This is a genomic window from Paraburkholderia sp. BCC1885 (assembly GCF_900996235.1).
Classification (GTDB): domain Bacteria; phylum Pseudomonadota; class Gammaproteobacteria; order Burkholderiales; family Burkholderiaceae; genus Paraburkholderia.
This window is the reverse complement of record NZ_CAAJGM010000077.1, coordinates 138,481-161,371: the sequence shown is the minus strand read 5'-3', so window position 1 is coordinate 161,371 and position 22,891 is coordinate 138,481. Positions and strand designations below refer to the sequence as shown.

The 22,891-nt window shown below is 62.7% G+C and carries 18 protein-coding genes; 8 read left to right on the top strand and 10 right to left on the bottom strand.

Annotated elements, in window-relative coordinates; genetic code table 11:
• Position 1 precedes the first annotated feature (1 nt).
• Positions 2–1,531 (top strand): DHA2 family efflux MFS transporter permease subunit, encoded by a 1,530-nt coding sequence (locus tag FQ755_RS06735; RefSeq protein WP_144152400.1) that lies wholly within the window; start codon positions 2–4, stop codon positions 1,529–1,531.
• Positions 1,521–3,092: an efflux transporter outer membrane subunit gene (locus tag FQ755_RS06730; protein ID WP_144152398.1), complete on the top strand. Its 1,572-nt coding sequence runs from the start codon at positions 1,521–1,523 to the stop codon at positions 3,090–3,092. Before FQ755_RS06735 ends, FQ755_RS06730 begins: the two co-directional genes overlap by 11 nt.
• A gap of 190 nt (positions 3,093–3,282) precedes the next feature.
• On the opposite strand, the gene FQ755_RS06725 is transcribed toward FQ755_RS06730, so the two are convergent.
• The gene (locus FQ755_RS06725; RefSeq protein WP_144152396.1) at positions 3,283–4,233 is read right to left on the bottom strand and encodes an NADP-dependent oxidoreductase; all 951 of its coding nucleotides are present in this window, start codon (positions 4,231–4,233) and stop codon (positions 3,283–3,285) included.
• Between the two features lie 79 nt (positions 4,234–4,312).
• Between FQ755_RS06725 and FQ755_RS06720 the strand changes: the two genes are divergently transcribed.
• Positions 4,313–4,636 carry a DUF2934 domain-containing protein gene (locus FQ755_RS06720; RefSeq protein WP_260858363.1) on the top strand — a complete coding sequence of 108 codons (324 nt, stop codon included), beginning with the start codon at positions 4,313–4,315 and terminating at the stop codon, positions 4,634–4,636.
• 107 nt (positions 4,637–4,743) lie between these two features.
• Here the strand turns inward: FQ755_RS06720 and FQ755_RS06715 are convergent, their stop codons facing one another.
• A complete protein-coding gene (locus FQ755_RS06715) occupies positions 4,744–5,589 on the bottom strand; it encodes a CHAD domain-containing protein (protein ID WP_144152394.1) in 846 nt (281 codons plus the stop codon).
• A gap of 83 nt (positions 5,590–5,672) precedes the next feature.
• Between FQ755_RS06715 and FQ755_RS06710 the strand changes: the two genes are divergently transcribed.
• Positions 5,673–6,464, top strand: a complete 792-nt coding sequence (locus FQ755_RS06710) for a phosphate/phosphite/phosphonate ABC transporter substrate-binding protein (RefSeq protein WP_144152392.1) — start codon at positions 5,673–5,675, stop codon at positions 6,462–6,464.
• 49 nt (positions 6,465–6,513) lie between these two features.
• Here FQ755_RS06710 and FQ755_RS06705 read toward each other — a convergent pair whose 3' ends face one another.
• From FQ755_RS06705 to FQ755_RS06690, 4 genes are all read right to left on the bottom strand, one after another.
• Entirely contained in the window at positions 6,514–8,535 is a 2,022-nt protein-coding gene (locus FQ755_RS06705; protein WP_144152390.1) for an acetyl/propionyl/methylcrotonyl-CoA carboxylase subunit alpha, read from the bottom strand.
• A 67-nt stretch (positions 8,536–8,602) separates the two neighbouring features.
• Positions 8,603–9,391, bottom strand: coding sequence for an enoyl-CoA hydratase/isomerase family protein (locus FQ755_RS06700; RefSeq protein WP_144152388.1), 789 nt, complete (start codon positions 9,389–9,391; stop codon positions 8,603–8,605).
• A 31-nt stretch (positions 9,392–9,422) separates the two neighbouring features.
• Positions 9,423–11,030 carry a carboxyl transferase domain-containing protein gene (locus FQ755_RS06695; RefSeq protein WP_144152386.1) on the bottom strand — a complete coding sequence of 536 codons (1,608 nt, stop codon included), beginning with the start codon at positions 11,028–11,030 and terminating at the stop codon, positions 9,423–9,425.
• Between the two features lie 25 nt (positions 11,031–11,055).
• Positions 11,056–12,237, bottom strand: coding sequence for an isovaleryl-CoA dehydrogenase (locus FQ755_RS06690; RefSeq protein WP_144152384.1), 1,182 nt, complete (start codon positions 12,235–12,237; stop codon positions 11,056–11,058).
• A 239-nt stretch (positions 12,238–12,476) separates the two neighbouring features.
• On the opposite strand from FQ755_RS06690, the gene FQ755_RS06685 reads away from it, so the two are divergent.
• Positions 12,477–13,271: a TetR/AcrR family transcriptional regulator gene (locus FQ755_RS06685; RefSeq protein WP_260858361.1), complete on the top strand. Its 795-nt coding sequence runs from the start codon at positions 12,477–12,479 to the stop codon at positions 13,269–13,271.
• 191 nt (positions 13,272–13,462) lie between these two features.
• Here the strand turns inward: FQ755_RS06685 and FQ755_RS06680 are convergent, their stop codons facing one another.
• From FQ755_RS06680 to FQ755_RS06670, 3 genes are all read right to left on the bottom strand, one after another.
• Positions 13,463–16,606, bottom strand: a complete 3,144-nt coding sequence (locus tag FQ755_RS06680) for an efflux RND transporter permease subunit (RefSeq protein WP_144152382.1) — start codon at positions 16,604–16,606, stop codon at positions 13,463–13,465.
• Entirely contained in the window at positions 16,603–17,721 is a 1,119-nt protein-coding gene (locus FQ755_RS06675; RefSeq protein ID WP_144152380.1) for an efflux RND transporter periplasmic adaptor subunit, read from the bottom strand. Before FQ755_RS06675 ends, FQ755_RS06680 begins: the two co-directional genes overlap by 4 nt.
• 81 nt (positions 17,722–17,802) lie before the next feature.
• Positions 17,803–18,438, bottom strand: coding sequence for a TetR/AcrR family transcriptional regulator (locus tag FQ755_RS06670; RefSeq protein WP_144152378.1), 636 nt, complete (start codon positions 18,436–18,438; stop codon positions 17,803–17,805).
• An 84-nt stretch (positions 18,439–18,522) separates the two neighbouring features.
• Here FQ755_RS06670 and FQ755_RS06665 point away from each other — a divergent pair, with 84 nt between their 5' ends.
• Entirely contained in the window at positions 18,523–19,998 is a 1,476-nt protein-coding gene (locus tag FQ755_RS06665) for an efflux transporter outer membrane subunit (protein WP_144152376.1), read from the top strand.
• Positions 19,999–20,095: 97 nt separating this feature from the next.
• Here FQ755_RS06665 and FQ755_RS06660 read toward each other — a convergent pair whose 3' ends face one another.
• Positions 20,096–20,842, bottom strand: coding sequence for an SDR family NAD(P)-dependent oxidoreductase (locus FQ755_RS06660; protein WP_144152374.1), 747 nt, complete (start codon positions 20,840–20,842; stop codon positions 20,096–20,098).
• A gap of 226 nt (positions 20,843–21,068) precedes the next feature.
• Between FQ755_RS06660 and FQ755_RS06655 the strand changes: the two genes are divergently transcribed.
• Together FQ755_RS06655 and FQ755_RS06650 are read left to right on the top strand one after the other, a co-directional pair.
• The gene (locus tag FQ755_RS06655; RefSeq protein WP_144152372.1) at positions 21,069–21,980 is read left to right on the top strand and encodes a LysR family transcriptional regulator; all 912 of its coding nucleotides are present in this window, start codon (positions 21,069–21,071) and stop codon (positions 21,978–21,980) included.
• A gap of 78 nt (positions 21,981–22,058) precedes the next feature.
• The gene (locus FQ755_RS06650) at positions 22,059–22,862 is read left to right on the top strand and encodes a DUF72 domain-containing protein (protein WP_144152370.1); all 804 of its coding nucleotides are present in this window, start codon (positions 22,059–22,061) and stop codon (positions 22,860–22,862) included.
• The last annotated feature ends 29 nt before the right edge of the window (positions 22,863–22,891 follow it).

The following is a 22,891-nucleotide window of genomic DNA, read 5'->3' as shown; positions in this document are numbered from 1 at the left end:
CATGGCCGACACTCACGCGGCACTGCCACGCTCGGCGGCCGGAGCGTATAACCCGTGGCTGATTGCGGTGATCGTATCGATTGCGACCTTCATGGAAGTGCTCGACACCACCATCGCCAACGTCGCGCTCAGACACATTGCCGGTGGCCTCGGCGCGAGCCAGGATCAGAGCACCTACATCACGACCAGCTATCTGGTGAGCAACGCCATCGTGCTGCCGATCAGCGGCTGGCTCGCAAACGTGGTGGGACGCAAGCGTTTCTACATGATCTGCGTGCTCATCTTCACGGTCAGTTCCGTGGCATGCGGCTTTGCGACATCCCTGCCGCTGATGATCGTCTTCCGCGTCTTGCAGGGTCTGGGCGGCGGCGGCCTCGCGCCGGTCGAGCAAAGCATTTTTGCCGATACCTTTACCCCCGAAAAACGCGCGATGGCATTTGCGCTGTACGGCCTCACCGTCGTCACGGCGCCGGCCATCGGGCCGATGCTGGGCGGCTGGATCACCGAAAACTACTCGTGGCACTGGGTGTTTCTGATCAACTTCCCGGTCGGCGTGCTCTCGCTCGTGCTCACCGGCATGTTCGTCAGCGACAGCAAGCTGGTGAAGGAGGAACGCCGCACGCTGCTCGCCAAGGGACTACGGATCGACTATTTCGGCTTTGCGCTGGTCGCGGTGGGCTTCGGTTGCCTGCAGATCGTGCTGGACAAATTCGAGCGCGAGGACGGCTTTTCGTCGCCGTTCATCTGCTGGCTGGCGGGCATCGCGGCGGTGTCGCTGCTCACGCTCGTGTTCTGGGAACTGCGGGTCCGGCAGCCGATTGTCAACCTGCGGCTCTTCAAGTCGAGCGCCTTTGCCATCAGTTGCAGTGTGATGTTCGCGTTCGGTTTCATCATCAACAGCACGACGCAGATCCTGCCGCAGTTCACGCAGGTGCTGCTCGGTTACGACGCCACCAATGCCGGTCTGACGCTCGGCCTGGGCGGACTCGTCACGCTGGTCGTCATGCCGATTGCCGGCATCGTGACGGGGCGCGTGTTTCAGCCCAAATGGCTGGTGCTGATGTCGCTCGCGGGAACCGGCATCGCGCTGTTTCATTCGGCCGGGCTGAACCTCAACATCGGCTTCTGGGACGTCTCGCTGTCGCGGCTGTTTCAGGTCATCTGGCTGCCGTTCCTGTTCATTCCGCTGTCCGCCGTGCAGTTCGTCGGCATACCGCCTAAAGAGAACAACAACGCGTCCGCCCTCATCAACATGATGCGCAACCTGGGCGGCAGCTTCGGCGTCTCGCTCGTGACCACACAGCTTGCATGGCGCGAGCAGTTCCATCACGCACGGCTCGCCGAACACATCACGCCGTATAACGGCTTCGTCACGTCGCTCGGTTCGATTGCCTCGACCGTCGAGCAACAGGCGTCCGTCATGAGTTATCTCGACGTGTTCATCATGCTGGGCTGCATTGCACTAGTGCTCTGCCCGATTTGCATTCTGTTGCCCAAACTGCCGAAGGGAGCCCAGATCAATGCGCACTGATTATCGACTGCTTCCGCTTGTGTGCGCGATGAGCGCCGGCCTCGCGCTCAGTATGTCCGCCTGCACGATGGGCCCGGATTTCAAACGCCCCGCGCTGCCCGCGCCGGATCAATGGAGCGGATCGTCAGCGGCAAATGCGGCGGCTTCCGTCACCGTTGCCGAGCCCCTCGATCCAGGCTGGTGGAATAGTTTTGGCGATCCGCTGCTGACTGAGCTTGTCACGCAGGCGATCCGCAATAACCTGGACCTCAAGGTGGCCGCTGCGCGGCTGGCCGAGTCTCGCGCGCAACTGGGACAGGCGAAGGCCGCGGAATTCCCGACGCTCGACGGCAACGCCTCCTATACCCGCGAACTGCAGAGTGCCGATGGCGTCATCGGCCTGCTGGACGGCGCGGGAAGCTCGACGCCGGCTACCGGTACGAATGGGCTCGGCGGCCGGCAAGGCGGCATTCCGACCCAGAGTGCGTCGCCGGCAGCCATCCCGCCGTTCAATCTGTATCAGTACGGATTCGATGCCTCCTGGGAGCTCGATCTGTGGGGCCGGGTGCGGCGCACCACGGAAAACGCGAGCGCCACCGCCGAGGCCCAGGAATACGCTCGCCACGACGCGGTGGTGTCGACCGTGGCGGAAGTCGCGCGCGATTACCTCGATCTGCGCGGTACCCAGGAAAAACTGAGGATTACCAGGGAAAATCTGGCCTACGCGCAACGCACCGTGCAATTGACGGCAGACCGTGCCAAGCACGGCCTCGCCACCGACCTCGATGTCGCCAATGCGCAGAGCGAAGCGGCATCGACCGCCGCGGAGATTCCCCAGGACGAGCAGCAGCAGGCTCAGCTTATCAATGCGATCGGCTTGTTGCTCGGAGAATATCCGCAGGCGCTCACCGCGCGGCTCACCGCACAGTCGGCCGCGCCGGTCGTGCCGCCGCGCGTGCCGGTGGGGCTGCCGTCGGAACTGGCGCATCGGCGGCCGGACATTCGCGAGGCCGAGGCGCAACTGCACGCGGCGACGGCTAATATCGGCGCGGCCAAGGCCGACTTCTTCCCGAAGATCACGCTATCGGGCAGCGTCGCGATTCAGGCAACCCAGTTCACCAATCTGGGAAGCTGGGGTGCGCGCAGCTATAGTGCGGGGCCGAGCCTGTCGATACCGCTCTTTGAAGGTGGTCAGCTAACAGCGACCCTCGCGCTAAGAGAAGCCCAACAGCAGGAAGCCGCGATCAACTATCGCAAGACGGTACTCTCGGCATTCAGGGATGTGGATGATGCAATGACCGGCTACGCGGCGGAACAACAGCGCAGAGATCGCCTCGATGAAAGCGTGAAGGCCTCGCGCCGGGCGCTGGAAATTGCCAACAAGCGCTACGTGCGGGGCATTTCGAATTACCTCGATGTACTGACCGCGCAAAAGACGCTCCTCACCGACGAGGAGCAACTGGCCGACAGCACCGCGACGGTGACCACCAACCTGGTCGCGCTGTATAAGGCTTTAGGCGGTGGCTGGGATATGGCGGAGAAAGAAGCGAGTAACGCCGGCGACCCAAATCACAAAGATTGATTTGCAGGATTCCTTGCTAAATTGCGAATCCTGCAAACGCTGCCGTCGCCCTCTTTCGCATTTCAGCCACGCCGCTTGCGGCGCACCAGCCAGCCGTGGACTTTTCGGTTGAGCCCGCGGTGGCACGGCGGGCGTTGCGCGCCCGCTCGGTCCATGCACGAGCGCAAGTCCACACCTGCAACGGGCCGCGTCATTTTCCGTGGCCTGTTGCAACGTCGATGACGATCTTGCCGCGCACGTGGCCCTCCTTCTGTCTGGCGAGCGCCTGCGGTGCTTCATCGAACGAAAACGTTTCGCTTACCTTAACAATTATCCTGCCGTCCTCGATCAGCGCCGCAATGCTGGCGAGTTGCGCGCCGTTGGGCTGCGCGGTGTAGCGCGCGGCCCGCGCGCCATGCGCCGAGGCCTCGGCCTGCGACGGCTCGGTGAGCGTGGAGATCAAGGCGCCGCCGGGCGCCACCACTGCCCATGAACGCGTTTGCGTGTCGCCGCCGACGAGATCGAAAACCAGGTCCATTTCCTGTGCGACGTCCTCGAACCTTTGCGTGGAGTAATCGATCACGTGATCGGCACCCAGCTCGCGGACAAAGTCCAGACTATCGCCAGACGCAGTGACGAATACCTCAGCGCCCTTGTAACGGGCGAACTGCACCCCACAATGCCCTACGCCGCCCGCACCCGCGTGAATCAGCACACGCTGGCCCGTTCGCAAGCCGCCGTGATCGAACAAGCCCTGCCAGGCCGTTAGCGCAGCCAGCGGCACGGCGCCCGCCACAGAGGCATCGGCCTTCTTCGGCGGTCGCGCCAGCGCATGCTCATCGACGAGGACGTATTCGGCGTATGCGCCCTGCCCCTGGCCAACGAAGCCGAAGACCGCGTCGCCGGGCTTCCAGCGCCGCACGTCATTGCTCACGCGTTCCACCACGCCGGCAAAGTCGCGCCCCAGCGTGTAGGGCAATTGGTCTGCGCCGACCAATGGATAGTCGCCGGCGAGCGTCTTGAGATCGACTGGATTGACGCTCGCAGTCTGCACCCGGACCAGCACCTGGTCTTCGGTGGGCTCCGTCACGTCGACCGTTTCCTGCCTGAATTGCTTCAGATCGCCAAATTCGTGAATACGATACGCCTGCATGCGCTTCATGATTGCCTCCTGGATCGGCTAAAACCAACGATCTCAGACGCTGCGCAAGCGGCGTTCCTTTCGCGATTGCCCGCTCGGAATGCGGATTGCTGCTTTTTTATCCAACGCGCCCTTCCGGCGCACCATGGAGAGAGTCAAGATGGATTCAGATCTCGAAACCCGTATCCGCCAACGCGCTTACCAATTGTGGCAAAACGACCCGTCACCGGACGGCAAGGCCGATGCTCACTGGGAAACAGCGCGCAGGCAAATCGAAGCGGAAGGCGATTCTGCCTCCCATGGCGCAGCGCCTAACGTCGATCAATCCGCCGATCGGGAAAGCGGCGAACGCCCAGTGGCCGAGGAGAAATTGCAGGACGTGTCGGTCGTTTCGTCTTCGTCGGGCCGCACGGCTAAGCGGTAGCGTGCCTGATCCTGGCGTAAGGGCTGCTTGCCGTAGATAAAAGGCATGCGATAAAAATCGCACCGTGACGCCAGCAGGCACGGCCGTTGCGGTGCGTGCTGGCCTCGCTACAAAAGTTTCGACGCCGCCCGCACCCGCCGTTTGCGCTGCTTTTCAAGCGCTTTAAAAGCGGCCTCGGCGTCGCGGTCGGTGCCAAATACTCCGCGATTTGCGCGCAGCAGTTCCTCGCTGGCCACCACATCATTTAGCGTACCGAAACGTTTCTGCAGCTTTTTCAGGCGCTTGGCCGTTTTTAACTGCTTCTTCTTAAGCAAAGGCCCGAAAAATTCCAGCAGATAGCGCACCTTTTTGCCAGCTTTACGGACGTCGTGATATGCCGCGTAGTCGGAGCGTTTGGCGCGTCCAGCGCGGCGTAGGCGTTGACTCAGCGACTTCTCGGCGGACGCAACCCGTTTGCGCGCAAACCGCTTCAACGAGGTAGGGCCGCCGGCTTGATCCTGAAGCGCACCGCTCGCATCGGCGAGCGCGCCACGCAGCACTTTTTGAATCCCGGCATGAGATAGCGCTTCGCGGCTGTCGTCCAACGCGGCGCCGCGTGCTGCACGCAGACGTTCGGTAGGCGCCTCACGCGCGCCCAAGGTTTCGATGAGCAATTCCGTCAGGATGTCCCAATCCCGCGTTTTCCCCGCAGCGCCTGCGAGAGACTTGAAACGCTCGCGTTGCTGGTCGTCAAGCTCTCGGCCCAGCAGCGGCCGGTAGGCCCAAAGCAGCGAGCGCAGGCGGCGCAGCGCGATCCGCAGTTTGTGCAGCACGTCCGCGTCGGAGTTGGCTTTGAGCGCCGCAGCGTGTTCGAGCGCCTCGTCCACGAGCGGCTGGGCATAGGCCGCAAAATGCGACTCTGCGCTATCTGCTTCAAGCCGGCGCTCTTGCCTGGCGGCCTGTGTGTCATCCATGAAGCCTCCCTGACGTTTTGCTTAAAGGTAGCAAAAGCGGTTCCCGCTCGTGCCAGGCAACGCGATGTGCCAGAATCGCATGCATGAACCGGATCGCTGCCCTTCCAATGTACAACGTCAGTCCCGCGCTTGCCGCCGAATGGCGCGCGCTACTGCGTGACGTTTTGCCGACGGTCGATCCGCTGGCCGTCATCGTCGAGGCCGGGGACGATCTGCAGACTTTGTGGCGCCAGCCTGATCTTTTGCTTTCGCAGACCTGCGGCTACCCGTTGATGAAAGGCTTGCACGAGCACGTGCAGTTGATTGCCACGCCCCGGTTCGATGCGCCGGGCTGCACAGGCGCGGATTATTCGAGCGTGCTGGTGACCCGCGCCGATGCGCCGTTCGACACGCTCGAAGCATGCCGCGGTTCGCGCGCCGCGTACAACCAGGACGATTCGAATAGCGGCATGAATGTGTTTCGGCACGCCGTTGCACCGCTTGCCCAGGACGGCAGGTTTTTCAGCGAGGTCATTCGAACCGGCTCGCATCTCGGCTCGCTGCGCGCAGTGGCGGAAAACCGCGCGGATGTGGCCGCCATCGACTGCGTGAGCTTTGCGTTCATCGGCGATACCATGCCGGAACTGGCGCAACAGGTGCGGGAAATCGGCTGGACAGCGGCGTCGCCGGGTTTGCCGCTGATTGCGGCGAAGAACGTGCCGCACGAGTTGATCGAATCGTTGCGGGCGGCGCTAAACGACGCCGTAGCGGCCCACCCCGAACGCGCCGCGCGATTGCGCCTGAAAGGATTCGAGCGCTTGGCCCTGAGCGACTATGCCCGCATCACGCGGCTGGAAAACGAGGCGCGGGCCTTGGGTTATCCGCACCTCGCCTGAGCGGTCCGCACGGTCCGTCCGGCCTCACGCGCTCAACGGCACGCCGGACTCAGCCCACCTCCAGCACCAGCAACTGCGCGCCATCTGCCACCTGATCGCCCACGGCATACAGCACTTCCGACACCGTTCCCGCTGACGGTGCGCCAATCGTGTGCTCCATCTTCATGGCTTCCATGACGATCAACGGCGCGCCTTTCTCGACCACCGCACCGGCTTCCACCAGCACGGCGATTACCTTGCCGGGCATCGGCGCGGTGAGGCGCCCTTCTCCATGCTCGGCGTCCGCTGCGTGCGCGAGCAGGTTTTGCCATTCGAAAGCCTGCGCCTCGCCGAGGCAAAACACGTGAAACACGTCGCCGTCGACGAACACGCGTCCCGTGATATGCGAGTCGCCCATCGTCGCGCCGAATTCATGCACGCCCGTGCCGCTCCACCACGTAAAGCTGTCGCGTTGCTCCGCATACTCCAGCGTTTGCACGCCGCCATCGCGGGCGAAAGTCGTGGCAAAGGCCGTATCGCTTTCGACTTCGCGCCATGCCAGCGTCTGCGTGTAGCCGCTATTGAGCCGCCAGTGCGTCAACGCATCCCAGGGCGATGCTCCATGAGCGGCGCCGCCTTCACGCGTGAGCAACGCAGCGCAGGCTAGCGCCAGTGCTTCGCGGAAGGGCTTTTTCACCGGCGCAAACAGGGCGTCGTGATGCCGCTCGATCAGCCCGGTGTCGAGATCGCCGCTCGAAAAGGGCTCGCTCGCCACGATGCGTTGCAGGAACTCGACATTGGTATGCGGCCCCACCACCTCGCACGCACGCAAGGCGCGGCTCATCCGCGCGAGCGCCTCCGCACGCGTGGCGCCATGCACGATCAGCTTGGCGATCATCGGGTCGTAGAACGGTGTGATGGTGTCGCCTTCACGCACGCCGCTATCGATACGCACCGGCGCACGTGAAGCCGCCGGCCCTGTCGATCCAAGGGTGAATTCGACGCCTTCAGGCATGCGCAGATGCTTGAGCGTCCCCGTCGACGGCAGGAAACCGCGCGCCGGATGCTCCGCATAAATGCGCGCCTCGATAGCGTGGCCGTCGAGCTTCAATTGCGCCTGCGTGAGCGGCAAAGGCTCGCCGGCGGCCACCCGAAGTTGCCATTCCACCAGGTCGAGGCCTGTCACCATTTCGGTCACCGGATGCTCGACCTGCAGGCGCGTGTTCATCTCCATGAAGTAGAAATGACTCGCACCCGTCATGATGAACTCGACCGTACCGGCACCGACGTAATTCACCGCGCGTGCCGCCGCCACCGCGGCCTCGCCCATCTCGCGCCGCAATTCGGCCGCAAGCCCCGGCGCCGGCGCTTCTTCCAACACCTTCTGATGACGACGCTGCACCGAGCAATCGCGATCGAACAGATACACCGCGCCGCCATGCTGGTCCGCAAACACCTGCACTTCGACGTGACGTGGCCGCGTCAGATACTTCTCGATCAATACGCGATCGTTGCCGAAACTGCTGGCCGCCTCGCGTTTGCACGAAGCCAGCGCCGCCGCGAAATCTTCGTTGCGCTCGACCACGCGCATGCCCTTGCCGCCGCCGCCCGCGCTTGCCTTCAACAACACCGGATAGCCCATCGCGTCCGCTTCACGTTGCAGCAATTGCGCGTCCTGATCGTCGCCGTGATAGCCGGGCACGAGCGGCACCGCCGCGGCATGCATCAGCGCCTTGGCGGCCGCTTTGGAACCCATCGCCGCAATCGCTTCAACCGGCGGTCCGATGAAGACGATACCGGCTGCTTCGCAAGCCTGTGCAAACGCTTCGTTCTCCGACAGAAATCCATAGCCCGGATGCACGGCCTGCGCGCCCGTCGCCAATGCCGCCGCGATGATCCGTTCGTAGCGCAGATAGCTTTCGGCTGCGGTCGAATCGCCGATATGCACCGCTTCGTCGCACGCCGCGACGTGCTTCGCGGTGGCGTCGGCGTCGGAATACACCGCCACGCTCGCAATGCCCAGGCGCTTGCAGGTTGCCGCAACCCGGCAGGCAATCTCGCCGCGGTTGGCAATCAGAATCTTGTTGAACATGAGGTGTCTCGCTGAGTTGTCCACGTGCGGACTGTTGTTCTGCGGTTTATCGCGGCCGGCGATACTATCAACTGCTGCGCCATGCGGGCGCCCGCTTTTCGAGGAACGACGCCACGCCTTCGCGTCCTTCGGCGCTCGCGCGCACGCGAGCGATGCGCGAAGCTGTGTCTTCGATCAGCACCTCGTCGATCTCACGCCCCGCGATATCCTGCACGAGCTGCTTGCAGGCGCGCACCGCGTGCGGGCCGTTGGCGCAGAGCGTCTCGGCCAGGTGCTGCACGGTGGTGTCGAGCTGATCGTCACTCACCGCTTCACTCACCAGGCCAAGCCGCAGCGCTGTCGCACAGTCGAACAGTTCGGCGGTGGTGAAGTAGCGGCGCGACGCCTGCTCGCCGAGGGCGCGAATTACATACGGCGCGATCGTCGCGGGAATCAGGCCAAGGCGCGCTTCCGACAGGCAAAAGCGCGCGGTATCCAGCGCCACCACGATGTCGCAGGCACAGATGAGACCCATGCCGCCCGCGTAAGCATCGCCATTGACGCGCGCGATTACCGGCTTGTTGCAGCGGTAAATGGCCGAGAGCATTGCCGCGAGCCGCATGGCGTCGGCATGATTCTCCTCGTCGGAATACCCGGCCATCTTTTTCATCCAGTTCAGATCCGCGCCCGCGCAAAACGCCTTGCCGTTGGCGGCCAGCACGACTGCCCTGATGTCATCGCGTTCGTTGAGCGCCTGAAACGCGGCGGTCAGCTCCGCGATCATCGTTTCGTTGAATGCGTTGCGCACGTCGGGACGATTCAGCGTCACCGTCGCCACCTGGCCGGCGAATGTCAGACTCAAAGTTTCGTACTGCATATCGATCGGCTCCTTCGTTCGCATCGCGGCGTCACATTCTGAACACACCGAAACGCGTGTCGTCGATGGGTGCGTTCATCGCCGCGGACAGACCGAGCCCGAGCACGTCGCGGGTTTGCGCCGGATCGATCACACCATCGTCCCACAGACGGGCGCTCGCATAATACGGATGCCCCTGATGCTCGTATTGCTCGCGGATCGGCTGTTTGAACGCCTCCTCTTCCTCGGCCGTCCATGTGCCGCCCTTGCCTTCGATGCCATCACGCTTGACCGTCGCCAGCACCGACGCGGCCTGCTCGCCGCCCATCACCGAAATGCGCGCGTTCGGCCACATCCACAGAAAACGCGGCGAATACGCGCGGCCGCACATGCCGTAGTTGCCGGCCCCGAACGAGCCGCCAACGATCACCGTGAACTTCGGCACCTTCGCCGTGGCCACCGCGGTCACCATCTTGGCGCCATTGCGGGCAATGCCTTCGTTTTCGTACTTGCGGCCCACCATGAAACCGGTGATGTTCTGCAGGAACACCAGGGGAATCTTGCGCTGGCAGCACAGTTCGATAAAGTGCGCGCCCTTTAACGCCGACTCGGAAAACAGAATGCCGTTATTGGCGATGATGCCGACCGGATGTCCCCAGATATGCGCGAAACCGGTGACGAGCGTCGTGCCGTAGCGCGCCTTGAATTCGTCGAAAGCGGAATCGTCGACGATACGGGCAATCACTTCGCGGATGTCGAACGGCTTGCGCGTATCCACTGGAATTACGCCGTAGATACTTTTTGCGTCATAGCGCGGCGGCTTCGGCTCCTGCAAGGCCACCGGCGCCTGCTTGCTGCGATTCAGATTGCCGACGATGCTGCGCGCAATGCCCAACGCATGCGCGTCGTTCTGCGCGAGATGATCGACCACGCCGGAGAGGCGCGTGTGCACGTCGCCGCCACCAAGATCTTCCGCGCTGACCACTTCGCCCGTTGCGGCTTTCACCAGCGGCGGGCCACCGAGAAAAATCGTCCCCTGATTCTTGACGATGATCGATTCGTCGCTCATTGCCGGCACGTAGGCACCGCCCGCCGTGCACGAACCCATCACCACGGCGATCTGCGCAATGCCCGCCGCGGACAGGTTCGCCTGGTTGTAGAAGATGCGCCCGAAGTGATCGCGATCGGGGAACACGTCGTCCTGGTTCGGCAGATTGGCGCCGCCGGAATCCACCAGATAGACGCACGGCAGATGGTTTTCCGCCGCGATTTCCTGCGCCCGAACGTGCTTCTTCACCGTCACCGGATAGTATGTGCCGCCCTTCACCGTGGCGTCGTTGCAGACGATCACGCATTCCTGCCCGACAATCCGGCCAATGCCCGTAATCACGCCCGCGCCTGGCGCGTCGTCGTTATACATGCCGAACGCCGCCAGCTGCGACAACTCCAGGAACGGCGTGCCAGGATCGAGCAGTTGCGCGATACGGTCACGCGGCAGCAGCTTGCCACGCCCGACGTGTTTGTCGCGCGCCGCCTGACCGCCGCCCAGCGCGAGCTTGTCGATTTTGGCGCGCAAATCGGCAACCAGGGTCTCGAGCGCCGCCGCGTTTTTGCGGAAATCGTCCGAGCGCGGATTCAGCTTTGTTTCGATGATCGGCATTGCTTAGCTCTCCTGTTTGCTTCGATCACGCCGTTTCCGCAAACAGTTCGCGGCCGATCAACATACGGCGGATTTCGCTGGTGCCCGCGCCGATCTCATAGAGCTTCGCATCGCGCCATAGACGTCCCACCGGATATTCGTTGATATAGCCATTGCCGCCGAGAATCTGGATCGCTTCGCCCGCCATCCACGTGGCTTTTTCAGCGGTATAGAGAATCACGCCCGCGCAGTCCTTGCGCATCTGGCGCACGTGTTCCGAACCCATGGTGTCGAGCTGGCGGCCAACCGCGTACAGATACGCGCGGCACGCCTGCAGGGTGGTGTACAGATCCGCCACCTTGCCCTGAATCAGCTGGAATTCGCCGATCGACTGGCCGAACTGCTTGCGGTCGTGAATGTAAGGGACCACCGAGTCCATCACCGCGACCATGATGCCGGTCGGGCCGCCCGCGAGCACCGCGCGCTCGTAATCGAGTCCGCTCATCAGCACTTTTACGCCGCCGTTCAACTGGCCGAGGATGTTTTCTTCCGGCACTTCGACGTTCTCAAACACCAGTTCGCCGGTATGCGAGCCGCGCATGCCGAGCTTGTCGAGTTTCTGCGCGACCGAAAAGCCCTTCATGCCCTTTTCGACGATAAACGCCGTGATGCCGCGCGGGCCGGCTTCGAGATCCGTCTTCGCGTAGACCACCAGCGTGTCGCAATCCGGTCCGTTGGTGATCCACATCTTGGTGCCATTCAGCACGTAGTGGTCGCCTTTTTTGTCCGCGCGCAGTTTCATGCTGACCACATCGGAACCTGCGTTGGGCTCGCTCATCGCGAGCGAGCCGACGTGATCGCCGGAAACCAGCTTCGGCAGATACTTCTGCTTTTGCGCCTCGGTGCCGTTACGATGAATCTGGTTCACGCACAGATTCGAATGCGCGCCATACGACAAGCCGACCGAAGCCGACGCCCGCGAAATCTCTTCCATCGCAATCATGTGCGCCGTGTAGCCCATATTGGCGCCGCCGTATTCCTCCGACACCGTCATGCCGAGCACGCCCAGATCGCCGAATTTTTTCCACAGGTCCATGGGGAACTGATCGGTGCGATCGATTTCCGCGGCGCGCGGCGCAATTTCCTTCGCCGCGAAGCCCGCAAGGCTGTCGCGCAGCATTTCGATCTCTTCACCAAGCGGGAATTGCAAACCGGGCAGGTTACTCATTGCAGTGTCTCCAGAATTCGTAGGCTTGTCGCACGCGCGCCTGCTGATGCGCGCTCATTACGCGCGGCTTTCATCGCGCGCGTTCGCATAGGTCGAATTTCACGCTACATTAACGTATACGTCAATAGGTATTTTTGAGTGATACTCAGAAACCTTTTCTACCTCCAAACTCCCTAAATCACCGTGATAAAATCAACGCCGCCAAGGGCGCTCTGGCCCAAAATCTGAACTGGACTCATATGATGGCCGCACCGAAGGCCGTAGCCACGACCGACGCCGTTGCATCGCGCCGCCAGCCGGCCGGTCGCAAATCGCAACAGCGCGTGAAGGAGATTCTTCAGGCCGGCCGCGAGGTGTTCTCCGAAAAAGGCTACGAGCGCGCCACCACGGCCGAGATCGCCCAGCGCCTGGGCATCTCCGAGGCGACGGTGTTCAGCTACTTTCGCGGCAAGCGGGAGTTGTGCGCGCGAGTAATCGGCGACTGGTACGACGAAATCATCGCGGCCATCGAAACCGGCCTGCCGCGTGACGGCAGTGTGCGCCAGCAGTTCGCTTTCATCGTGCGCACGCATCTGCGGCTGATGCTGGTGAACGGCACAGACCTGTGCGCGCTGGTGTTGTCCGAGGGCCGTGCGCGGCATCACGAACTCAGCGAAACGCTCACGGATATGCAGCGGCGTTACACGGCGCCGTTGATGCGCGTGCTGGCGCTCGGCCAGCAAACCGGCCAGGTTCGCGCGGATATGCCGCTGCGGCTGCTGCGTTCCATGGTGTTCGGGCCGATGGAACATGTCTTGTGGGACGCCACGCTCGCCAACCGCCGCATGGATATCGACGCCACGGCGGACAATCTGATCGACGTGTTATGGGCCGCCCTGCAACCGCCCGATGCGGCGCTGGCCGCGCTGATACAGTTCCGGCACGAGGTAGGCGAAGCGAGCCGGCGGCTCGAAGCGGCCGAAGCAGCGCACAAGGGCGCGGCGGGCAATACGGCGTCGCCCGCCAGGCGCGGCAGGAAGGCGGATAACGCGTAGCGGAGCAACGCGCCGGCAGCAAGGGCCGATCAACTACGGCATGCAGATGTAGTTCCGTTCAGCAGGGGATTCAAACATGAAGTAGATCCCTGCCGAGCTGTTAGGTAAATCACGCTGCTTCCTGACGCCTCGGCTTGCGCGAGCAGGCGCGGTACGAACTGAATCGCACAGCGCCAGCCCGCATCCAGGATTTACATCACGCCAGGTCCGGCATCCGACAGCGCCTGCGGCGGCGTGCGCGGATCCGGGTCCCTCGCTGGCGACCCTGCCGGCGGCTCATCCTTCGGCGCCTTCACGCGGAACCAGATCGCATACAGCGCCGGCAGGAATACGAGCGTGAGCACCGTGCCGACAGCCGTGCCGCCAATCAACGTATAGGCCATCGATCCCCAGAACACCGATGTCGTCAGCGGAATAAACGCAAGCACGGCCGCCATCGCTGTCAGCAGCACCGGCCTTGCGCGTTGTACCGTCGCCTCCACCACGGCGTGATACGGCTCCATCTTTTCGTCGTGCACGTTGTTGCGGATCTGCTCGATCAGGATCAGCGTGTTGCGCATCAGGATGCCCGCCAGCCCGATCAGTCCAAGGATGGCGTTGAACCCGAACGGCTGGTGGAACAGCAACAGCGTCGCTACCGTACCGATGATGCCCAGCGGCCCCGTCAGGAATACCATCGCCATCGTCGGGAAAGAGCGCGTTTGCAGGATCAGCACCAGCAGAATCAGCAGCAGCATGACCGGAAAGATCGGCGCCAGAGCGGCATTCGCCTTGCCTGCCTCCTCGATGTTGCCGCCCATCTCGATCCGGTAACCCGGCGGCAGAGCCGCGATAATCGGTCCAAGCTGCTGCTGGACTTCCATCGATACCTGCGGCGGCTGCATGGTCTCGTCGATATCGCCGCGCACCGTGATCGTCGACAGGCGGTCACGGCGATGCAGGATCGGATCTTCGGGACGCATTTCGATGTGACCAATCTGGCTGATCGGCACGACACGGCCCTCGTGATTCACCAGATTCATGCCCTGCATCTTCGATGGGTCGAGGCGCGTGTCGCCGTCGCTACGTGCGACGAGTTCCACTGTGCGGATGTCCTCTCGCACCTGCGTGATCGGAATACCCGTGAGCAGGAACTGGATCTGCTGCGAGGCGTCCTCCGAACTCAGTCCGATCTGCTGCAGCCGGTCCTGATCGAGCACGAAGTGCAGGGTCGGCACCCGCTCCGACCAATCCTGATTCACCTGACGCATATGCTGGTTCGCCTGCATCACCGCGAACACACGTTGCGCGATTGCACGCACCTGCGTCCCGTCCGGGCCCATCACGCGGAACTCCACCGGGAAGCGCGTATAGGGGCCGAACACCAGTTGCGTCACCCGCACACGTGCCTGCGGCGCCAGACCGTCGGCAACCGCCTTGCGCATGCGCAGCTTGAGCCGCTCGCGCGTATCGGCATCGGGCGTGAGCACGATGATCTTCGCGAACGACGGATCCGGCAACTCAGGGTTATAGGCAAGAAAGAAGCGCGGCGCGCCCTGTCCAATGTAGCTGGTGACGACCTTCGCCTCGGGCTGCTGCTTTAGCCACTGCTCGATTTCAATCGTCGCCTTCTGCGTCGCTTCGATACTCGTGCCTTCGGGCATCTGCACTTCGACCAGCACCTCCGGACGGTCCGACTCCGGAAAGAACTGCTGCTTCACGACGCCCATGCCCATGATGGCGAGCACGAACAGCACCACGACCGTGCCGGCTACCCAGAACTTGTGGTCGACACCGGCGCGCACCAGGCGCCGCATGCGCTCGTACATCGGCGTGTGATAGATCGAGTCATAACCGTGCGCGAGCGGCTTGATATCCGGCAGCAGTTTCACTCCCAGATAGGGCGTGAATGTCTGCGCGCCAAGCCACGACGTCAGCAGTGCGAATGCCACGATCCAGAAAATGTTGCCCGCGTATTCGCCCGCGGTCGAGCGGGCGAAGCCCACCGGCGTGAAGCCGATCACGATCGTCAGCGTGCCGGCGAGCATCGCGGGCGCCACGTGGTTCCACGAATAGGTCGCGGCTTTGACCCGGTCGTAACCCTCCTCCATCTTCACCACCATCATCTCGATGGTAATGATGGCGTCGTCGACCAGCAGGCCCAGTGCAATGATCAGCGCCCCCAGCGTAATCCGGTCGAAGATCCGCCCGGTCACGCTCATGATCACGAACACCACCGCGAGCGTAAGCGGCACCGCCGCAGCCACCACGATCCCCACCCGCCAGCCAAGGCTCACGATGCTCACGAGCATCACCACGCCCAGCGCCACGAAAAACTTCAGCATGAACTCATCGACGGCGTCCGCAATGTTGACGGCCTGGTCGGTGATCTTGCTGAACCTGTAGCCCACCGGCAGCGACGCCGATATCCGGGTCTGCTCCTGCTGCAGCGATTTGCCCAGTTCTAGCCCATTCCAGCCATCCTGCATCACCACGCCCAGCGCAAGCGACGGCACACCGTTGTGACGGATCAGGAACGTTGCCGGATCTTCATAGCCGCGCGAAACCTCCGCGATGTCCGAGAGCTTGAGGGTGCGCCCCTTTGCGACGATCGGCGTATCGCGAATCTTCTGCAGGTCGTTCAATGCGCCGTCGAGCCGCGCGTAGACTTGCGGACCGTCCGTGTCGATCGACCCGGACGGGGTCACCGCGTTCTCCTTCTGCAGCGCGGCGAACACATCTGCCGGATTCACGCCGAGATTGGTAAGGCGCGCATACGAGAAGTTCACGAAAATGCGCTCGGGGCGCTCGCCCAGAATCGTCACTTTCTTGACACCGGGGATTTTCAGCATGTCCTGACGAATGCCTTCTGCTTCGCGCGTCAGCAGTCGCGGCGGCAGCCCCGGAGCTTCGAGCGCGTACAGAGCAAAGGTCACGTCCGAGTACTCGTCGTTGACGAACGGACCGAGCACGCCCTGCGGTAGCTTCGGGCTCTCGTCCGACAGTTTCTTGCGCGCCTGGTAAAACTGCTCCGGCACGTCCTTCGGGGGCGTCGTGTCTTTCAGCGTGAGTTGCATCAGCGCGAGGCCCGGACGGGTGATCGTCTCGACCCGGTCGTACCAGTCCAGTTCCTGCATCCGCTTCTCTAGCGGCTCCGCGACGAGGTCCTGCATTTCCTGCGCGGTCGCGCCTGGCCATACCGCCGTTACCGTCAGCACCTTCACCGTGAATGCGGGGTCCTCCGCCCGTCCGAGCTTGAGAAACGTCAGCACCCCGGTCAAAACAAGCGCGATGATCAGGAACAACGTGACCGCCCGCTCGCGCACCGCAAGCGCGGAGAGATTGAAGCCACTCATTGGCTGTCCCCTTGATCGCGAGGGTCCACGCTGGCATCGGTCCATCGCTGCGTTGCCACCCGGACCTGCTCGCCGTCGGTCAACTGATGCGCGCCGAGAGCGACAATCGTCTGGCCGGCGGCAAGACCCGAGGCGACCGTCGCCATTTCGCTGCCCGCCGAACGGACCTGGACCGCGCGATACGTCAGATGGGCGTCGCGCCCGATGACCCACACGCCGGGGCCGTGCCCACGGTCATAGAGAGCGCCCAGCGGCACGGCCATGTCGCCGGTGCTGCCGGCCTGCGCGAGATCGACCGTTACCGTCGCCCCGAATGGAGCTTGCGCAGCCGCGCCACTGAGGACATAGCGGGCCGCGAAGGTGCGGGTGAGCGGATCGGCTGAGTGCGACAGCTCGCGTAACTGCGCGGGGTAGCGCGTCTTGCCGTCGCCGTAGAGCGATGCGGTGGCGCCCGAGCCGAGCGCCGGGCGCACCATCTCAGGCAGCGAGACGAGTGCTTCGCGCGGGCCGTCCTGGGCGAGCACCAGCACGGTCTGCCCAGCACTGACCACCTGGCCCACGTCGGCCTCGCGGCTGAGCACGACGCCATCGGTGTCCGCTTTAAGAATTGCGTAGTCGTTGGCGTTATGGGCGAGGCCCGCCTGGGCCTGCGCCGCATCGAACTGAGCTTTTGCGCTACGCGCCGCCTCGACGGCAAGATCGTAGTCCTGGGCGGAGACCGCACCCTGCTCCACAAGCCCCTGAAGTCGCGCGAGATCCGCGGCGGATTTAACAGCGCGCGCATGGGCCGCATCGACGGCGCCCTGCTGGGCGGTCACATCGAGGGCGAGATCGTTGGGATCGAGGCGCATCAGCACATCGCCCCGATGCACGTGCTGGCCGACATCGACAAACCGCTGGATGACTTTGCCGCCGACCCGAAATCCGAGATCGCTCTCGACGCGTGCAGCGACCACACCTGTGAAGCTGCGTTCGGCAGTCCCGGCAGGCCGCACCGTGAACGATTCCACAAGCGGCGGCACGGTACGCGGGTCGGCCGGATGCGACTGGCTGCAGCCAGCGAAAACCCACGCGACGCCAAGTGCCGCAGCCCGGCGCAAAACGTGCAATTGCATGATGGCACTCCATGAAGATGAAGCGCCATTTTGTTTTCACGTTACGAATATGTCAACTCGTAACTTGTCACTTTTTTGGAGTTAGGGGGCAAGACTTCGCAAAATCAGACTGGACACGGCGGCCAGCGCAGCTTCGAGCTCTTCGCGCGGCCGGTATTGCAGCGCCACTGGATGCGAGAACAGCCGCAGCGCTTCAGAGATGCCGGAAACGACCTCGTCGAGCGGCGTTTTGCGCTCAAATTCGCCGGACGTGCGGCCAGCCTGCACGAGCTCGCGAGCCATGGCCATCAACGCCGCCTCATGGGTCGCCGCAGTCGCCCACGATTCTTCCATCGCGGAAATGACCAGTTCGTGCAACCGGGTGCCGTCGAAAAAGATCTCGAGACTGCGTTCGAGCGTGAGCTGCATGAAGCGCCGAAGCCTTTGCGTAGCGCTTCCCGGCCCGCCGACGACCTCACGCAGTTCGCTCTCCATTCGCCCGAGCACCGTTGTGCATACCGCCTCGCCAATTGCCTGCTTGGAGCTGAAGAACCGGTAAAGATAGGTACTCGAGACGCCGATCGCCTTGCCGAGATCGGCCACTGAGGTTTTGCGGTAACCGTAGAGACGAAAATGCTCGTCCGCCGCCATGATGATCTGGTGGTGCCGTTCATGTTCTGCACTACCGCGCAGGCCCGGAGCCGGCGACTCGGGCGGTGAATTCGGGGTCTTCTTCATGGCGTCGATTATCCTCCAATCAGTCGTTGACAGAAAGTTACTATTTGTTGAAACTGTAACTTTCCTGTTCCGCATTCACCCGTCATGAACATTCCATTCAAACGCCACGTCTATGTCATGGCCAGCGTCCTGCTGGCCGGATGCGCGGTCGGCCCCGACTATCAAAGCCCTACCGTTGCGCTGCCCGCGACCTTCAAAGGCGCCGCCGAGGTTGCAAATCGCGCTGCCCCGCAACCTGCGCCTTCGCTTTATACCTGGTGGCAAGGCTTCGACGATCCAGAGTTGAATCATGTCATCGACGTCGCGCTCGCCCAAAACCTCGATCTGGCGCAGGCCATGGCGCGCGTCGACGAGGTACACGCGGGGCTGGAAAGCGCGCGCTCCGCGCTGTTGCCGTCGGCCTCGTTGAACGCGCAAGCGGCACGAGCACATCAATCGCTGGAAGATCCGGACATCGCAGCCCAGGCGGCGTCACTGCCCGGCTACAACCGCAACGCCTACGACTATGAGGTTGCCGCCGGCGCCAGTTGGGAAATCGATCTGGCAGGCGGCCTGCGTCGCAGCGCCGAAGCGGCGCGCGCCGAATACGAAGCGAGCCAGGCCGCGATGGTGGCGGCACGCCTCGAAGTCATCTCCTCGACCGCCGATACCTACGTGCTCACGCGCACGCTGCAGGCACGGCTGCAACTCGCGCAACAGGAGACGGCAAGCCAGCAGGAACGCGTCCGACTGATCGGATTGCTCGCGGCGCGCGGTCTGGTGCCGGATCTGCAGTGGCGCCAGGCGCAGGGCGCGCTGGCTGCCGTGTCGGCCTCGGTGCCTGCCTTGCAGGCCGGTCTGGTGAGCGCCCGCAACGCGCTCGACGTCCTGATGGGCCGCAATCCGGGCACGACAGATCCGGTATTGGATGCCATTGCGCCCATTCCGGATGCGCCCGCTATCGATACCGCGAGCGGACCGGCCGAACTGCTGCGCCGCAGGCCCGACATCATCGTGGCAGAACGGCGGCTCGCGGCATCGAACGCGCGCATCGGCGAGGCCCTGTCCGATTACTACCCGAAGTTCTCGCTATCCGCGCTCGCCGGCTCGACCACGACCGTGGGTGGCCATCTGTTCGAGTCTCCGGCAAACGAAGCACTCGGCGCCTTCGGCCTGCGCTGGCGGCTGTTCGATTTTGGACAAGTCGACGCAGAAGTCAGGGCCGCGCGCGGGCGCAATGCTGAAGCCCTGGCAGCCTATCGTCAGAGCGTACTGCAGGCCAGTTCGGAAGTTGAGACCGCATTTGTTGCGCTCGCGAAGTACGACCAGCAGCAACACATTCTTAAGGATGGCGAAGCATCTCTGGCACGCGCACGCGAATCGACGTCGGCTGGCTATCGCAACGGCAGGAACAGCCAGCTTGATCTGGTGGAGGCGGACGCGCGGCTTCAAGGTATCCAGGAAGCGCGAATCCTGGCTCAGTCGGCGACCGCGCGTTCGGCAATCGCAACGTTCAGGGCGCTCGGAGGCGGCTGGGATGCCGAGCAACGAACCACAGGACAGACTATGGCGAACAGGTGAGGGATGCCGGCGACTGATCGACAGGCCGCGCCGGACGCGGCAGGCTAGCCCGACGGGTCACGCGGTGGCAAACATGCATCGCGTGGCCCGTACAACGTCACGCGCTATATCCGCCGTCAACAGGAATGATCGCGCCAGTAATGAAACTCGCAGCGGGACTGGCGATGAAGGCGACCACCGCCGCGATTTCTTCCGGGCGACCGAAGCGGCCGAGCGCGGTTGCAGCCGCTTGTGCCTCTGCAAAAGGGCTATTGTCGGGGTTCATCTCCGTTTTAGTCGACCCGGCGCCGATGACATTCACAGTAATGCCCTTCGAACCGAGGTCCCGCGCGACACCTTTGCTATAGCCTTCGATTGCGCGCTTCGTTGCACTGTAGTCGGCGAGACCCGGCCAGGTCGATCGCAGCGCAAGCGCCGACGAGATCGAGATGATCCGTCCGCCACTGTCCATCACGCGTGAGGCTTCGCGAATCGCCGTCGCCACCGCTTCGTAATTGATCCGCAGTTGTCGTTCGAAGCCCGATGTGTCGACGGTCTCAACGACCGTGCCTGTTTCGAAAACGGCCGCGTTATTGACCAGAATGTCGATTTTTCCCAGTCGCCGAACGACTTCTGCGATCAAATTCTTCACCGCTGTTGCGTCCGCCTGGTCAGCCTTCAGCGCAATAGCCTTGCCGCCGGACGCCTCGATCTTCGCGACGACTTCCCTGGCTGCGGCTTCACTGCTGGAATAACTGATTGCTACGCTGGCCCCTTCCGAGGCGAGCTGGATAGCGGTTGCGGCGCCGATACCGCGTGAACCGCCCGTAACAAGAGCGATTTTTCCTTGAAGAGTATTTGCCATGATTCAATCCAATAAGGTGAGAATCCGCTGTGTTCGTGGCAGACGCGCAGGTCGCCCAGACGCATTCCACGACGATCAAGACCCGATTCAAAAGCTGCGTCGAGCCGGAGATTGGCTACCGGCCTTTGCAGCGACGACTCAAGGTTAGTAGGCGTGCATCACCGCGTCCAATCAATGATTCGAAGGTGTATCATCATTTTCAGTGATGATAGACGGCGCGTGAAACATGAAAGATCTCGATCTGCACCTGGTTTCGATATTCGATGCAGTCATGACCGAAGGGTCCGTTACCAAGGCGGCGGATCGTCTGGCAATGACCCAGTCCGCCGTCAGCAATGCGATCGCCCGGATGCGGGTGGTCTGGGACGACCCGCTGTTCACCCGAAACGGCCGTGGCATTAAGGCCTCCGCCAGGGCGCTGGAGCTTTGGCGCGAAATCCAGCAACCGCTTGCGGCAATTCGCATGGCCGCCTCGCCTGCCCCATTCGATGCGACAACGTCGAGCCACGCATTCCGCATCGCGGTGACCGATTACCTGTCCGGTTCCCTGTGGCCTCCGCTGCGGCGGCATACCGAGCAGCACGCGCCCGAAATTCGCATCCTTGCGGTGCCCTACACCAGTCAGGAGACAGGTTCCCGGCTGCGAGACAACAACATCGACATTTGCGTAGGCGGCCTTCAGCACATGGGCGATGAATTCAAGCTGCAACGGCTTTTCATGGAGGACTGGGTCTGCGCGATGAGGCGGGACCATCCGCTTGCGCAGTCTCCCCTGACCGAGGAGAAATTTCTCGCAGCCGAGCACCTTCTCGTGTCCCTTTCGGGCGATCCAGTCGGCATTGCGGATGCAGCGCTGGAGCGCGTTGGAAAGCGCCGTCGAGTCGCGATGACGTTGAACAATTTTTCAGGCGCGCTGCCGCTTCTTCTTTCGTCTAATCTGATTGCCGTGCTGCCAGCCGGGGTAGTGCGAACCCATCCCCTCGAAGAACAGATCTACTCGTGCGATGTACCGCTGGCGATCGCACCGTTCGACTGTCAAATGGCCTGGCATATACGATACGATCGGGATTCAGCCCACCGATGGATGCGTGCGCTCATCGTGCAGACCTGCCACCAGATATGGAAAGCAGCGGGCTAGTTCGAATGCAAGACAGTTGTAACAGCGATTCGCAGGTCAACCCTGCATCAAAGCAGGCAAACAACGAGGAAACCGCATATGGCAACGCGCACGAAACCGCGAATCCGGGTCGGCATTGGTGGCTGGACTTACGCGCCATGGCGCGGCGTGTTCTATCCGGAAGACCTGACGCAGAAGCGCGAACTCGAATACGCCAGCCGTCAGTTGACCGCCATCGAAATCAACGGCACGTTCTACGGCTTGCAAAAACCCGAGAGCTATATGAAGTGGTATGACGAAACGCCCGACGATTTCGCGTTCTCGCTCAAAGCGCCGCGCTATGCGACAAACCGGCGCGTGCTGGCCGAAGCGGGCGATAGCATCGAACGCTTCTTTGGCAGCGGCCTCGTGCATCTGAAACAGAAGCTCGGCCCCATTAACTGGCAATTCGCCCCCACCAAGCAATTCGATGCAGAGGACTTCGAAGCATTCCTCGCCCTGTTGCCGAAAAAACTGGACGGACTCGCCTTAAGACATGCCGTCGAAGTCCGCCACGAGAGTTTTCGCACCGAAGCCTTCGTTGCACTGGCGCGTAAATACGGCGTGGCGATCGTGCTCGCCGGCGACAGCGAGTATCCGCAGATTGCCAGCCTGACTGCGCCATTCGTCTATGCACGCATCATGGGAACCACCGACAAGCACGCTAACGGCTATGCGAAGAAAGCCATCGAAGCATGGGCGGAACGGGCACGCCAGCTATCTGCCGGCACGATTCCCGACGACCTCGAACCGGTCGAAGCAAAAGCTGCGGCGAAAGGCGCCCGGGATGTGTATCTGTATGTGATCAGCGGTTTTAAGGAACGCAATCCGGCGGCGGCGAAAGCGATCATCGAACAGCTTTGAGCCTTCCGCGCATCGAGGCACGTCATGGC

What these genes read in the sequence shown, in the direction of transcription:
- FQ755_RS06680 (WP_144152382.1), bottom strand. Translation starts at nt 16,606, where the DNA reads ATGAGTGGCTTCAATCTCTCCGCGCTTGCGGTGCGCGAGCGGGCGGTC.
- FQ755_RS06705 (WP_144152390.1), bottom strand. Translation starts at nt 8,535, where the DNA reads ATGTTCAACAAGATTCTGATTGCCAACCGCGGCGAGATTGCCTGCCGG.
- FQ755_RS06660 (WP_144152374.1), bottom strand. Translation starts at nt 20,842, where the DNA reads ATGGCAAATACTCTTCAAGGAAAAATCGCTCTTGTTACGGGCGGTTCA.
- FQ755_RS06735 (WP_144152400.1), top strand. Translation starts at nt 2, where the DNA reads ATGGCCGACACTCACGCGGCACTGCCACGCTCGGCGGCCGGAGCGTAT.
- FQ755_RS06715 (WP_144152394.1), bottom strand. Translation starts at nt 5,589, where the DNA reads ATGGATGACACACAGGCCGCCAGGCAAGAGCGCCGGCTTGAAGCAGAT.
- FQ755_RS06655 (WP_144152372.1), top strand. Translation starts at nt 21,069, where the DNA reads ATGAAAGATCTCGATCTGCACCTGGTTTCGATATTCGATGCAGTCATG.
- FQ755_RS06670 (WP_144152378.1), bottom strand. Translation starts at nt 18,438, where the DNA reads ATGAAGAAGACCCCGAATTCACCGCCCGAGTCGCCGGCTCCGGGCCTG.
- FQ755_RS06690 (WP_144152384.1), bottom strand. Translation starts at nt 12,237, where the DNA reads ATGAGTAACCTGCCCGGTTTGCAATTCCCGCTTGGTGAAGAGATCGAA.
- FQ755_RS06675 (WP_144152380.1), bottom strand. Translation starts at nt 17,721, where the DNA reads ATGCAATTGCACGTTTTGCGCCGGGCTGCGGCACTTGGCGTCGCGTGG.
- FQ755_RS06700 (WP_144152388.1), bottom strand. Translation starts at nt 9,391, where the DNA reads ATGCAGTACGAAACTTTGAGTCTGACATTCGCCGGCCAGGTGGCGACG.
- FQ755_RS06725 (WP_144152396.1), bottom strand. Translation starts at nt 4,233, where the DNA reads ATGAAGCGCATGCAGGCGTATCGTATTCACGAATTTGGCGATCTGAAG.
- FQ755_RS06685 (WP_260858361.1), top strand. Translation starts at nt 12,477, where the DNA reads ATGATGGCCGCACCGAAGGCCGTAGCCACGACCGACGCCGTTGCATCG.
- FQ755_RS06730 (WP_144152398.1), top strand. Translation starts at nt 1,521, where the DNA reads ATGCGCACTGATTATCGACTGCTTCCGCTTGTGTGCGCGATGAGCGCC.
- FQ755_RS06695 (WP_144152386.1), bottom strand. Translation starts at nt 11,030, where the DNA reads ATGCCGATCATCGAAACAAAGCTGAATCCGCGCTCGGACGATTTCCGC.
- FQ755_RS06650 (WP_144152370.1), top strand. Translation starts at nt 22,059, where the DNA reads ATGGCAACGCGCACGAAACCGCGAATCCGGGTCGGCATTGGTGGCTGG.
- FQ755_RS06720 (WP_260858363.1), top strand. Translation starts at nt 4,313, where the DNA reads ATGCGGATTGCTGCTTTTTTATCCAACGCGCCCTTCCGGCGCACCATG.
- FQ755_RS06665 (WP_144152376.1), top strand. Translation starts at nt 18,523, where the DNA reads ATGAACATTCCATTCAAACGCCACGTCTATGTCATGGCCAGCGTCCTG.
- FQ755_RS06710 (WP_144152392.1), top strand. Translation starts at nt 5,673, where the DNA reads ATGAACCGGATCGCTGCCCTTCCAATGTACAACGTCAGTCCCGCGCTT.